This is a genomic window from Moritella sp. 5 (assembly GCF_018219455.1).
Taxonomy (GTDB): domain Bacteria; phylum Pseudomonadota; class Gammaproteobacteria; order Enterobacterales; family Moritellaceae; genus Moritella.
Window position 1 is genome coordinate 327653 of record NZ_CP056122.1, and the last position, 13190, is coordinate 340842.

Here is a 13190-nt window from a genome sequence, read left to right on the forward strand (position 1 = left end):
CAATTTTTTGTGTGTTTTTGGTGATAAAAGGTGTGGTAATTAATGTTTTATTGATAGTATGTACAAATCGTTTTTAATTATTTCATTGCTATTACCGTTCAAGTTGGGTCGATATGAACTTAAGAGATTTAGAATATCTTGTCGCGCTACAAGAGTTAAAGCACTTTAGAAAAGCCGCTGAAAAATGCTTTGTTAGTCAACCTACACTCAGTGGCCAGATCCGAAAGTTAGAAGATGAGTTGGATGTTATTTTAATTGAGCGTACATCAAGAAAGGTATTGTTTACGCCTGCTGGAGATCAAATTGCGGATCAAGCTCGTACGGTATTATTAGAATCGAAAGCCATTAAAGAAATAGCGAAGAGCTATGCCAGCCCGACCGCAGGGGCCATTCATATAGGCTTGATTCCAACCGTTGCACCGTATTTATTACCGCTAATCGTACCGTCGATGAAGAAGAAATTTCCAGATTTGGATATGTTTTTACATGAAAATCAAACGAATGAATTATTAAAACAACTTGATGAAGGCGAGTTGGATTGTTTGTTATTGGCTTATTTACCGGGTATGGAAAAGTACGGTCATATTGAGTTATATAAAGAACCATTAGAGCTTATTGTTCCAAGTTCACATCGCTTTAAGGGTCGTGACCGTGTTGATTTATCGGAGCTACGTGGTGAGCATATTTTAATGTTGGAAGATGGTCATTGTTTACGTGATCAGGCTATGGACTATTGCTTTACCGCAGGCGCAACAGAAGACCCGAGTTTTAAAGCGACAAGTTTGGAAACGTTGCGTCACATGATTGCAGCAGAAGCTGGGATTACTTTATTACCGCATCTTGCGATACCTCGCAACCGCTTTACCGAAGGTGTTGAATATATAAAATTGACTGAACCTGAGCCTATTCGACGTATTGTTTTATTATACCGTAAGGGCTCGGTAAGACGCCCTTGTTTTAACGATATTGCGCAAGTGATTAATAAACAAGTGACTGCAACCATCGCTTAATATAAACCCTGCTTATTAGTGAGCGGTGGCTAGAATTTTGATATAAAAATGGCGCTACTTTAAAATAAAGCAGCGCCATTTTTAGTTTATTTGTTTAATGCAATGGGTATTAAAATAAGTCATCCAGTGATTCTTCTGCCTCATCACTGTTTTCTCCAACGCGATCAAATGAAGAATCAACATCTTGATTATTAACATATTCTGTAGGTTCCGTACCCTGGATAAAGTATTCAAAACGCGAAGTGTAATCAGACTTATACGTTAACAAGCCTGATTTACGATCAATACGGACTTGCACAATGTTTTCAGGTAGTACATTAGGGCGCTCTGGGATCCCTTTTAGCGCAGATTTCATGAACGAAATCCAAGCCGGCTGGGCTGTTTTTGCACCCGCTTCACCACCGATAATCTGATGTTTATCCAAATTAATATTACGGCTTACACGACCTAATTCACGGCGATGATCATCAAAACCAATCCAGCTTGTTGCTGATAGATCTGGATTAAAGCCAGAGAACCAAGCATCTTTCGCTTCATTTGTTGTACCTGTTTTACCACCAAGATCATGGCGTTTTAGTGCAGCGGCTGCACGCCAACCTGTTCCATTCCAGCCTGTTTTATGACGCCAACTACCTCCGCCCCAAATCACACTCGCCATCACTTGACGCATTAAGAAGGCATTCTGTTCAGTAATAATACGCGGAGCCACTTGTAGGGCACCGTAAGGCGCTATATCACAGAGTGCGTGTGCATCCCCTTCAATTGTTGACCAATATTCAGGATCATCAGTGTTTAACGCAATTTGTTTTTCACACGTTAGGCAGGCTTGTTTTGGTGTTGCTTGGTAAAGGAGTTCACCATTGGCACTTTCAATACGGTCAATAAAGTAGGGTTCAACTTTAAAGCCACCGTTAGCAAATGTTGCGAACGCAACAGCAACTTCAAGCGGTGTTAAAGATGCAGACCCCAATGCTAATGATTCATTACGTGGTAGTTTACTTTTATCAAAACCGAATTTGGCCATGTAATTAATAGCATTAGTTAAACCGACTTGACGGAATAAACGTACAGACATTACATTTTTTGATTGTGCTAAACCTAAACGTAGCCGCGTTGGACCATTATATGTCGGCGGCGAGTTTTTTGGTCGCCAAGCGGTGCCAGCTCGTGGATCCCATTGGTTAATCGGTGCATCATTGATAAGACTTGCGAGTGTAGCACCTTGTGCGAGACCGGCCGAATAAACAAATGGTTTGATGTTTGACCCAATTTGACGTTCAGCTTGCGTCACGCGGTTAAACTTGCTTTGTTGATAATTAAAGCCACCCACTAAGGCTTCAATGGCTCCGTCATTATTATTAATGGCAATGAATGCTGAACTTACATCTGGGAGCTGACCTAACATCCACTGCTCGTGCTTATTATTCACTGACATTGGACGTAATAGTACGATGTCACCAGCGTTGACGATCGTATCTGCAGTTTGTGGTGCAGGGCCTTGTTTTTTATCAGAAATGAATGGGCGAGCCCATTTTAATCCATCCCAGCTCACGGTAACTTGATCACCATTGGCAAGTAAGGCTTCCACTTGTTGCTCTTTTACAACCATAATAACGGCTGGTTGTAGCGGTTTATAACTTGGCTTATCTTTAAGTAATAACAAGATATCTTCGTTGCTTAGTACTTTATCATTCGTCCAAGCCTGACCAAGTGGTCCACGGTAACCATGGCGTAAATCATAATTGAGTAGGTTATTTATCAATGCTGTCGTCGCTGCTGTTTGGCGATCGCTGTGCACAGTAGTATAGACGTTTAAGCCTCGGGTATAAGCCTGCTCTTCACCATAGCGTGAAATCATTTCACTACGTACCATTTCAGCTAAATAAGGTGCCGACAAGTCAATTTCTGCACCGTGGTATTCACCTGTTATAGGGGCATTGTTAGCTTCTTCGAATTGCGCTTGAGTAATATAGTTCTCGTCTAGCATGCGTAATAAGACTGTGTGACGACGTGCTTTGGCGCGCTTTGGTGAACGGATTGGATTTAATGCAGAAGGAGCTTTTGGTAATCCGGCAATGACCGCCATTTGGGCTAGGGTTAACTCATTTAACGTTTTACCGTAATAAACTTGTGCTGCGGAACCAATACCAAACGAGCGGTAACCGAGAGGGATCTTATTAAGATATAGCGTTAAGATTTCATTTTTAGTGAGATTTTGTTCGATATGCCACGCTAAAAAGATCTCTTTAATCTTACGAATAAAGGTTTTTTCTCGGGTTAAAAAGAAATTTCGAGCAACCTGCTGGGTGATGGTACTCGCACCCTGTTTACGTTCTCCTGTCATAATCATGATGCTAGCTGCACGCATGATTCCAATTGGATCTATGCCTGGGTGGGTATAAAAGCGGTTATCTTCTGTAGCAAGAAATGCCTTGATCATTAAGGGCGGGACATCGTCAATCTCTATAGGGATACGCCGTTTTTCACCGAATTGCGAGATCAGTTTACCATCTTGGCTATAGACCTTCATTGGTGTTTGTAGCTGTACCGTTTTTAAGCTACTAACATCAGGTAGTTCTGGCTTAATATAGAAATAAAGCGCAAAAATACTCGCTATTCCTAATAACCCACTAACCAATATAAATACGGATAATCGTTTAGCCCATTTCACAATAATTTCCACAATGATTTACCAAGGATTAACCATTATATCTCTGTTTTGTGAAATAGTACGAGTTCTTTATGATAGACCTAATACATTTAAGACTGTATGCTTTATTTGTAACAAATAATTAACAAATAAAATTCATTGTTATTACATAGAGTTGAAGGTCATCATGCTAAAGCTGTTTAAAAGGAATCAGACAGTGGCAATGATCGGAGTTGATTTTGGATCATCGTCCGTAAAAGCCCTAGCGCTGTCTAAGCGATCAGAGCATTATGTGGTAGATATGGTATCAGAGGTTGCAACGCCAAAAGGATGTGTCGTTGATCACCAATTGCAAGATATAGAAGCATTAATTAATGTGTTGCAACAAGTGCGTCAAGATTTTCCTTTCCGTTATAAACAAGCTGCTACTGCCGTATCTGGTACGAATGTTATTACAAAAATTATATATGTTGATACAGACCTTTCTGGCCCAGAGCTTGAAATGCATATCGAACTGGAAGCGGAGAGTTTAATTCCTTTTCCGCTTGACGAAATCAGCCTAGATTTTGAAATATTAGGCGTTAATGACAATAATCCCAGCAAGCATAATGTGTTGTTGAGCGCTACTCGTACCGAAAGCGTTACTTCATTAGCGGGCTGTTTAGAAGAAAATGACTTTATCCCTCAAATTGTCGATGTAGCTGCACATGCGTTAGCACGATCTCATGATCTTTATTTACGTTTGGCTGAATTACAAGATGATAGCAAGGTGGTTGCTGCGATAGATATTGGCACCAATATGACTATTTTTTCAATGTTGCATCAGGGGGAGTCGATTTATTCTCGTGTGCAAAATTTTGGTGGCGAAAATTACACGCGAACAATCAGCGAGCATTATAGCTTAAAGCGTGACGAAGCAGAGAAAATGAAGATCGCTCAAAACTTGCCGTTGGATTACGACATTGATGTTCTCGCCCCTTATATAACGGCATGCATCCAACAAATCCGTCGTAATGTGCAATTGTTTACTAACTCAGGATCGTTACAAAAGATTGATATGATCACATTGAGTGGTGGTTCTGCATTAATCATGGAGTTGGCTCAACAAGTTGAAAACGAATTGGGGATTACTACTCGGGTCGCGAATCCTTTTGCACAATTTGATTATTCTGAAGATGTCGAAGATAAAGCGCGTTTAATTGCGAATGGTCCTCGTTATATGGTGGCACTTGGTTTAGCGATGAGGGCTTTATAATGTCAAATATTAATCTTCTACCGTGGCGAGAAACCGAGAAAAAGTCCCGACAGCAGCGTTTCTTTACCTTAAGTGGCATGAGTCTAGGTGTTACCTTGTTGGTTATGATGGTACTAAATATGGTGGTTGGCGGTTACATCAGTAATCAAAAACAACGTAATGCCTTGTTGATGCAAGAGATGCAAGTTATTGATATCAAACTAGGTAAAATTAAAGAGTTACGAGGGCGTAAAGATAAACTACAAGAACGTATTGATTTAATTCAAAGTTTACAGCGTAGTCGCAATACCCCAACACAGTTAATGAACACCTTGCCGCAATTGGTTCCTGCCGGTGTTAATCTCGCTACTCTCACGTTTAAAAATGACATTATTAAAATACATGGCACCAGTGATTCGAATACGCGTCTTGCGGTATTATTGCGAAATATTGAGGAATCGACTTGGCTCAGTGATGGTAATTTAGACTCCATAATTGCTTTGTCAGAAGCAGAAGGAAATCGTTTTGAAATGCGATTTTCGGTAACGCCAATGATGACGGACGAGGTGGTGCTAAAATGAATTTACAGGAACTTAATGAACTTGATCTTGAAGATCTTGGTAATTGGCCTAAGCCCGCTAAAATAGCCATTAATATTATATTTTCAGTGTTAATTGCTGCGTTATTTTATTGGGTTTTTATTTCAACTTCACTACAAACGCTCGATAATATTGAAAAGAAAGAGGCGAGTTTAAGGTTACAGTTTGAAGCAAAAGCAAGTCTTGCTGGTAACTTAGGTTTATATACCGATCAGATGTCGGAGATGGAAAATTTATTTAACAGTATGCTTAGGCAGTTACCATCCAAAAGTGAGACTGCTGGATTGCTTGATGATTTGAGCTATATTGGTCAGCATAATGGTTTGCAATTACGTAAATTCAAATGGTTGCAGGAAGTAAAACGAGACTTTTCTTATGAAGTACCCGTTAATCTTGAAGTGATAGGTACTTTTCATCAACTTGGTCAGTTTACCAGTGATATTGCAGCGTTACCACGGATTGTAACGCTAGAAGATTTCACTATTACTAAGTTGCAAGGCGAATTACTCAAAGTGAATATGATTGCCCGTACTTATCGTTATAAGGGGGATAAATGAAGCGTATTAGTAGCCTAATTTTTCTATCTCTGACGATAGGTGGTTGTACCACGGATAATCAGGATCTTGTTGATTATATTAATGAAGTTAAAGCGCGTAAAATGGTTCAGATTGAAAGTGTACCGGATATGGAAGGTTTTGTAGCTTTAAATTATTCTGAAACAGGGGCGCGTAATCCCTTTTCAAATCCTCGTCCGGAATCGGTAAAAGCAGAAACACCGTTTCCACAAGATTGTCCGCAGCCTAATTTTGCGCGGATTAAAGGACCGTTAGAAACTTACTCATTAGATAATTTGGACATGCATGGCACCCTTGGAAGTGATAAACACCTCTGGGGATTGATTAGAGCAAGTTCGGGGGAAATATTTAGAGTCTCACCAGGTGATTATATTGGACTTAATCACGGTGAAATACTCGATATTACTAAAAACTATATTGAACTTTCTGAGTTGATATTAACAGGAAAGGGATGCTGGCAAGTACGTACGACCCAAATTCCACTCAGTAACCAAGACCACAGTTAAGCCATTTTCAGGGATGATAAAATGACTAAATCACATGTAAGATGTGCCAAAATAGCAAAAATTTTGGTTTTATGGACGACCATTTTATGTTCTGCTTTCAGCTTTGCTGAACCGCAACTAAAACAAATTCATTTAAACGCTTTGGCAGAAGGGCAGTTAGAGCTCGAACTGGAGTTTAGTGAAAATGTTGTTGAATATGCAGATAAATTGCAATATTCACCGCATCAACTAATTATTTTAGTACCGGATGCTAGCTCAACCTTACTACTTAACCCGGTGGTTATCGAACAAGGTAATGTATTAAATGTAGCAGCAGAACGTGTTGATTTAGGCCTTAAAATTACCATTGCCTTAGATGAACTCGTGCCGTATCAAATCACTCAAACTAATAACAGCTTAATCGCGACGTTTGGTTTACTTACTCGTGATGTGACTATACCTGAAATCGCAGATAATACCGCAGATATGGATACTTTGGTGCTTGCTGTTGAGCCGACAGTTGCTACTATCGGCAATAGTGCAGTACTGCCGGCTGCTTCTGCTGTTGATAATATTGTTAGTCTTTATGTACCTTCTGCGACAGTAAGTCCTTCATTGTTAGTCACTAAAGATGGTCGTCAAGTGACAGTGAAATCGCCTAAAACTGAAGAGGTTATACCGGTTGAAGAAGATGTTAGCGGTTTTGTAAACCAAGTGCGTGGGATTGATTTTCGTACTGGTAATGATGGCAGTGGTAAATTAATTTTAACCATGAAAAATAGCTCTATGGCCGTTGATATTCAACGTAAAGGCAATAAATTAATCGCAGAGTTTCACAGTACGGCTATTTTGAAAGAATTGCTCTATATTTTAGATGTGGCTGATTTTGGTACACCTGTAACCGCGATTGAAACTTTTCATGATGAAGGTGTGACTGCGTTTGAATTAGACGTGAATGATGATTTTACTTACCGTTATGATCAAGCTGATAATATTTTTGTGATTGAAATTGCTAAGCAAGATCCAGATGAAAAAACCAGTAAATATCAAGGACAAGCGATCTCGCTTAACTTCCAAGATATTCCTGTGCGTACAGTATTACAATTAATCGCTGATTTTAATGAGTTTAACTTAGTTACCACTGATTCTGTGAATGGTAATATCACCCTGCGTTTAGATAGTGTACCATGGGAGCAGGCACTTGATATTGTCATGAAAGTGAAAGGTTTAAGCAAGCAGCTTGAAGGTAATGTACTGATGGTTGCCCCTTCGGATGAATTATCGGCATTAGAGCGCCGTGATCTTGTCAGTAAAAAAGAAGTGGAAGATTTAGCTGAGTTACAATCAGAATTTATTCAGGTTAACTTTGCAAAAGCCGCTGATATCACAAAGCTTTTAGCACAAAAAGATTCTAGTCTGTTATCATCGCGGGGTTCGGTTAGTTTTGATGCACGCACGAATACGGTATTAATTAAAGATACTGCGACTGCAATCGCTAATGTGAGGCGGATTGTTGACGTATTGGACATTCCGGTTCGTCAGGTGGTTATTGAAGCGAGAATGGTGTCTGTAGTTGATAATCTGGATGATGAACTTGGGATCCGTTGGGGTCTAAGCGGCAGTACTGACATTGGCAGTGGCTTTGGTTTATCATCGGGTTCGATTGAAGGTAACGATGCTCTTTCTGGTGGTCGTGTACCCGCTATTGGTGACAGACTCAATGTTAATTTACCCGTGGCATCACCCGCAGGTTCTATCGCTTTTCAGATTGCTGAATTAGCGAATGGTCAGATACTCGATTTAGAACTTTCTGCATTAGAAGCAGAACAAAAAGCTGAAGTGATTGCGAGTCCAAGAATTACCACTACTGACCAAAAGTCTGCGTATATTGAACAAGGTACGGAAATCCCGTATGTTGAATCAAGTTCAAGTGGTGCAACCACTATTGCTTTTAAAAAAGCGGTATTGGGTTTACAAGTTACACCACACATTACTCCGGATAATAAAATAATCTTAGATTTGAAAATTAATCAGGATACTCGTGGTGATGATGTGAAAACCGTTGGTGGTGAAGCTGTCTCTATTGATACCCAAGTTATTAGCACGCAAGTGTTGGTTGAGAATGGCGAAACTATCGTGTTAGGCGGTATATTTAAGCATGAAATTAAAAAGATTGTAACGAAAGTTCCGGTTCTCGGTGATATCCCTTGGTTAGGTGTATTGTTCCGTAGTACTAAGAATATTAACCAAAAACGAGAGCTGTTAATCTTCGTTACACCAAAAGTGGTAGTGGATACGTTGTAACCTACCTTTGACAAAAGGCCGTAAAAACTATATAAATAGCGGTCTTTTTCTGCCTGAAATGTCATCACCTGGTTTTTTTACCGGGTGTTGCTGATTTTGGCTGTTGCCAAATGTCTCATCACTGGTTGCTGCAATCAGAGGACATTTTATAGGTAGGTCTGGTGCCCCTAAGAAAAAGGGTGTTATTACTTTAGATTTATTGAAGAGTTAAAATGGCTGAAAAACGTAATATATTCCTAATAGGCCCAATGGGCGCAGGTAAAAGTACAATTGGTCGCCAACTAGCGAGCCAGTTGCATTTAGACTTTATCGATTCGGATCATGAAATTGAACGCCGTACAGGTGCTGACATTTCATGGGTATTCGATGTTGAAGGTGAAGCTGGTTTCCGTGTTCGTGAGGCGGAAGTGATTGACGATCTAACACAAGAGCAAGGTATTGTGTTAGCAACGGGTGGAGGCTCTATTTTAAGTAACGAGAGTCGTAATTACCTTTCTGCTCGTGGTGTAGTTGTTTATTTAGAAACAACTATTGATAAGCAGTTAGTAAGAACATCACGCGATAAGCGTCGCCCTTTACTACAAACAGAAGAACCACGTGAAGTTCTGGAAACATTAGCTGATGCTCGTAATCCTTTATACGAAGAGATTGCTGATTTTACAGTTAAAACAGACGAACAAAGTGCGAAAGTTGTGGCGAATCAAATTATAAAGTTATTGGATTTTTAATTGGAGTAACATGGAAAGTTTAACTGTTGAACTGGGTGAGCGGAGCTACCCTATTTATATTGGTGAAGGCGTATTAACGCAAGTAGCGCAATTTACGGCTGCAATAACAACCAATAAAGTTGTCGTGATCTCAAACGATACGGTTGCACCGTTGTATTTACAACGCGTTCAAGCATTGTTACACGACTATAAATTTGACAGTATTATTCTTTCTGATGGTGAACAATTTAAAACCTTAGATACTTTAAATGAGATCTTTACCGCGCTACTGCGTGAGAATTGTGGACGTGATACCACGTTGATCGCTCTCGGTGGTGGTGTTATTGGTGACATGGTTGGCTTTGCGGCCGCCTGTTACCAACGCGGTATCCCCTTTATTCAAATCCCGACGACTGTGTTGAGTCAAGTTGACTCCTCGGTTGGCGGTAAAACGGCTGTTAATCATCCGTTGGGTAAAAATATGATTGGTGCTTTTTATCAGCCCAATGCTGTTTTTATCGATACGGATTGTTTAGCTACCTTGCCTCGACGCGAACTGGCGGCTGGTATGGCTGAAGTGATTAAGTATGGGATCATTTATGATGCGGACTTTTTTGTTTGGCTAGAAGAAAACATTGTAGCGCTCATGGCGCTCGATACGGCAGCGTTGGAATACGCAATTTATCGTTGCTGTGAAATTAAAGCTGAAATTGTTGCTATTGATGAAAAAGAGCAGGGTTTACGCGCGTTGCTCAATCTTGGTCATACCTATGGTCATGCTATTGAAGCTGAAATGGGTTATGGTGTTTGGCTACACGGTGAAGCGGTTGCTGCTGGGATGGTCATGGCAGCACAAACATCGGCATTAATGGGGCTATTAACAGCATCTCAAGTAACACGTATTGCTGCATTAATTGCGGCTGCTGAGCTGCCTTTACTGGCACCAGCAGAAATGAGCTTTGACGCATTTATGCAGCACATGAAACGTGATAAGAAAGTACTTAATGGCCAGCTTCGTTTTATTTTACCAACATCAATTGGCAGTGCCGAAGTATTATCGACAGTAACTGAAAGTACGTTACGCGATGTGGTTAATTTCCATAATCAGGCGGATTCTAGTGCACTATTCAGTTCAAACTGAAATTTATTCTCAAACGCAGCTGTGTGAACGGCTGCGTCATCTCACACAATTCTCTTCACATTTATTATTCGTAAGCGGTGAATCTGGTTCTGGTAAATCAACGGTATTACGTAATTATGTAGAATCAGATTTTAATCAAAAAACCATTACAATTGATGCGCAGCAGTGCCATGATGATACGGGAGTGAGAACGCAAGTATTACAGCAGATCAGCTATGATGGTCGTTTCAATGCGCATATAATGTTAGCCGAGAGCTTACCGTTATTTGCTCAGCAGCTTGAACATGAATTCACGCTATGTATTGATAATGCCATGTCATTATCGCCAGCAAGTATTGCTGAGTTTGCGCAATTAGTAGAATTAAGCCTTAATCATAAAATTAATATTAAAGTAAATATCATTTTATTTGCAGAAAGTAAGTGGGTTGATATAACCATACTGCCATTGGCAAAATCAGCAACCAATGTATTGGAGTTGGAAATGACCGTATTAGATCCGCAAGCCGCTGTGCAATTTGTTGAGCAGCAATTTAGTCAGGCTGATTATAAACCCACGTTTGTTAATCAGGATGCAATTAATCGTCAAATTGAAGCGTGTCATGGTAATCCATCTGAATTAGCAAAATGTGCGCAAGCGATCATGCAGGGGCAGGTTTATCGCGCTGAATCACCAACGCCGAGTACGACGGATAAATCTGTGATAACGTCAAATAAGTCATTTTATTTAGCGGCGATGATTGCTGGCGTGTTGCTGTTAGGTAGTGCAGGCTCATTTTTATATGACACTTATCAAACTGAGCAACAACAAGCTGCTGATACTGTACTGAAAGAGCCTCTATTGCTTTCTCCTGTGATGACACAAGATGATGCAGTGACAACGGATGTAAATACAGATGCAGGGGCTATTGTCGATGCGAGCGAACCTCAAATGTTAGCCAGTGATTGGGATGATGAGTTACCAACCGAAATAGGTCAAACTATCACGTTAACAGATCCTGTTGTGTCCGTACCAAGACCGCAAGTGGGTAAACAGCGAATTGTGATTGATGATGCTGCTGTGAATAAGATGATTGCCAAGCAAAAAACATCAGATACTGCAAAAGTAATTGATAGTAAAATGGTTGTGGAAGTCGCTGACAAAGTGGTACTAAAAGACGTTGTAAATACAGCTAAAACATTAACCAGCCAAGCTTGGTTGATGGCTCAACCGGCGAAAAATTATACATTTCAAATTGCAGGGTTAAGTCGTAAATCACAGCTAAAGCAGTATTTAAACGAGAACGAATTACCTGAAAATGTCTGGACATATCAAACACTACGTAACAACAAGCCTTGGTATGTGGTTCTTTATGGTAGCTTTACCAGTGTTGAGCAGGCTAATGCCGCGAAACTAAAATTGCCGACGTCCGTACAAAAAGATAAACCGTGGTTGAAACGATTCGCTCAGATCCAAAGAGATTTATAAATAAACAGCGCAATTTAGCTGTAATCCATGTACAATCGGCCCCCTTTTATTTAGCGATATAAGTCACAAATGCAGAAAACGCGAGCCTTCTTAAAATGGGCCGGAGGTAAGTATTCTCTGGTTGATCGTCTACGTGAAAAACTACCGGCTGGTAAGCGTTTAGTTGAACCGTTTGTTGGCGCTTGCTCAGTATTTTTAAATACTGATTATGACGAGTACTTGTTGAATGATATTAATCCTGATTTGATTAATATGTACAAGATCCTGCAACAAAAACCTGAGCAATTTATTGCCGATGCTCAGCGTTTCTTTACGCCTGAATTTAATGATAAAGAGCGTTATTATAAAATACGTGAAAAGTTTAACAAAACTCGTGACCCTTATCAGCGTTCGTTAATGTTTCTTTACATGAATCGTCATGGCTTTAATGGTTTATGTCGTTATAACAAATCGGGTGGTTTTAATGTGCCATTTGGTTCTTATAAGAAGCCGTACTTCCCGTTAAAAGAATTACGTTTTTTTGCTGAAAAATCGAAAAAAGCCACGTTTATTTGTGAATCTTATTCTGAAGTTTATAAACGTTTACGCAGTGATGATGTGGTTTATTGTGATCCGCCGTATGCGCCATTAAGTACAACAGCAAGTTTTACTTCGTATGCGACCAATGGATTTAGTCTGGATGATCAGGCGCTACTGGCTAAAGTTTCTCGTGAAACAGCTCAAGAGCGACAGATCCCGATATTGATTTCGAATCATGACATTCCTTTAACGCGTGAACTTTATCATGGTTCTATATTTGAGGTTGTTCAGGTTAAACGCACCATCAGCCGTAATGCTGGTAAGCGTAATAAAGTCGACGAACTGTTGGCGTTATACAGCTAAATCCTAATGTATTAACACTATTCGCTTTAATTTATCGGCCAATGCTGAGTTGTCAGTGTTATTCTGGTTTTATTATTTTACCCTAGGGGCTAACTTAGGGTAAGATTTGCACAGAGTAATGGAATAATAACAACTGAG

General features: G+C 40.0%; 11 protein-coding genes. 10 read left to right on the forward strand and 1 reads right to left on the reverse strand.

Annotation, left to right across the window (positions count from 1 at the left end; translation table 11 throughout):
- Positions 1–113: 113 nt before the first annotated feature.
- The gene (gene oxyR / locus HWV01_RS01515; protein ID WP_211673765.1) at positions 114–1010 is read left to right on the forward strand and encodes a DNA-binding transcriptional regulator OxyR; all 897 of its coding nucleotides are present in this window, start codon (positions 114–116) and stop codon (positions 1008–1010) included.
- 109 nt (positions 1011–1119) lie between these two features.
- Here oxyR and HWV01_RS01520 read toward each other — a convergent pair whose 3' ends face one another.
- The gene (locus HWV01_RS01520) at positions 1120–3681 is read right to left on the reverse strand and encodes a penicillin-binding protein 1A (protein ID WP_211673766.1); all 2562 of its coding nucleotides are present in this window, start codon (positions 3679–3681) and stop codon (positions 1120–1122) included.
- Between the two features lie 202 nt (positions 3682–3883).
- On the opposite strand from HWV01_RS01520, the gene pilM reads away from it, so the two are divergent.
- The 9 genes from pilM (at position 3884) to HWV01_RS01565 (ending at position 13052) form a co-directional block, all read left to right on the forward strand.
- Positions 3884–4915: a type IV pilus assembly protein PilM gene (gene pilM, locus HWV01_RS01525; RefSeq protein WP_249185533.1), complete on the forward strand. Its 1032-nt coding sequence runs from the start codon at positions 3884–3886 to the stop codon at positions 4913–4915.
- Positions 4915–5475: a PilN domain-containing protein gene (locus HWV01_RS01530; RefSeq protein ID WP_211673768.1), complete on the forward strand. Its 561-nt coding sequence runs from the start codon at positions 4915–4917 to the stop codon at positions 5473–5475. The genes pilM and HWV01_RS01530 overlap by 1 nt, the downstream gene beginning before the upstream one ends.
- Positions 5472–6050 (forward strand): type 4a pilus biogenesis protein PilO, encoded by a 579-nt coding sequence (locus HWV01_RS01535; protein WP_211673769.1) that lies wholly within the window; start codon positions 5472–5474, stop codon positions 6048–6050. Before HWV01_RS01530 ends, HWV01_RS01535 begins: the two co-directional genes overlap by 4 nt.
- Positions 6047–6574: a pilus assembly protein PilP gene (locus HWV01_RS01540; RefSeq protein ID WP_211673770.1), complete on the forward strand. Its 528-nt coding sequence runs from the start codon at positions 6047–6049 to the stop codon at positions 6572–6574. Before HWV01_RS01535 ends, HWV01_RS01540 begins: the two co-directional genes overlap by 4 nt.
- A gap of 21 nt (positions 6575–6595) precedes the next feature.
- On the forward strand, positions 6596–8857 hold the full coding sequence (locus tag HWV01_RS01545; RefSeq protein WP_211673771.1) for a type IV pilus secretin PilQ: 2262 nt from the start codon (positions 6596–6598) through the stop codon (positions 8855–8857).
- A 212-nt stretch (positions 8858–9069) separates the two neighbouring features.
- Complete coding sequence (aroK, locus tag HWV01_RS01550) at positions 9070–9585, forward strand: shikimate kinase AroK (RefSeq protein ID WP_211673772.1); 516 nt, start codon at positions 9070–9072, stop codon at positions 9583–9585.
- Between the two features lie 10 nt (positions 9586–9595).
- The gene (gene aroB / locus HWV01_RS01555) at positions 9596–10705 is read left to right on the forward strand and encodes a 3-dehydroquinate synthase (protein WP_211673773.1); all 1110 of its coding nucleotides are present in this window, start codon (positions 9596–9598) and stop codon (positions 10703–10705) included.
- The gene (locus HWV01_RS01560) at positions 10683–12170 is read left to right on the forward strand and encodes an SPOR domain-containing protein (RefSeq protein ID WP_211673774.1); all 1488 of its coding nucleotides are present in this window, start codon (positions 10683–10685) and stop codon (positions 12168–12170) included. The genes aroB and HWV01_RS01560 overlap by 23 nt, the downstream gene beginning before the upstream one ends.
- A 69-nt stretch (positions 12171–12239) precedes the next feature.
- The gene (locus HWV01_RS01565; RefSeq protein ID WP_211673775.1) at positions 12240–13052 is read left to right on the forward strand and encodes a Dam family site-specific DNA-(adenine-N6)-methyltransferase; all 813 of its coding nucleotides are present in this window, start codon (positions 12240–12242) and stop codon (positions 13050–13052) included.
- The last annotated feature ends 138 nt before the right edge of the window (positions 13053–13190 follow it).

What these genes read in the sequence shown, in the direction of transcription:
- oxyR (WP_211673765.1), top strand. Translation starts at nt 114, where the DNA reads ATGAACTTAAGAGATTTAGAATATCTTGTCGCGCTACAAGAGTTAAAG.
- pilM (WP_249185533.1), top strand. Translation starts at nt 3,884, where the DNA reads ATGATCGGAGTTGATTTTGGATCATCGTCCGTAAAAGCCCTAGCGCTG.
- HWV01_RS01530 (WP_211673768.1), top strand. Translation starts at nt 4,915, where the DNA reads ATGTCAAATATTAATCTTCTACCGTGGCGAGAAACCGAGAAAAAGTCC.
- HWV01_RS01535 (WP_211673769.1), top strand. Translation starts at nt 5,472, where the DNA reads ATGAATTTACAGGAACTTAATGAACTTGATCTTGAAGATCTTGGTAAT.
- HWV01_RS01540 (WP_211673770.1), top strand. Translation starts at nt 6,047, where the DNA reads ATGAAGCGTATTAGTAGCCTAATTTTTCTATCTCTGACGATAGGTGGT.
- HWV01_RS01545 (WP_211673771.1), top strand. Translation starts at nt 6,596, where the DNA reads ATGACTAAATCACATGTAAGATGTGCCAAAATAGCAAAAATTTTGGTT.
- aroK (WP_211673772.1), top strand. Translation starts at nt 9,070, where the DNA reads ATGGCTGAAAAACGTAATATATTCCTAATAGGCCCAATGGGCGCAGGT.
- aroB (WP_211673773.1), top strand. Translation starts at nt 9,596, where the DNA reads ATGGAAAGTTTAACTGTTGAACTGGGTGAGCGGAGCTACCCTATTTAT.
- HWV01_RS01565 (WP_211673775.1), top strand. Translation starts at nt 12,240, where the DNA reads ATGCAGAAAACGCGAGCCTTCTTAAAATGGGCCGGAGGTAAGTATTCT.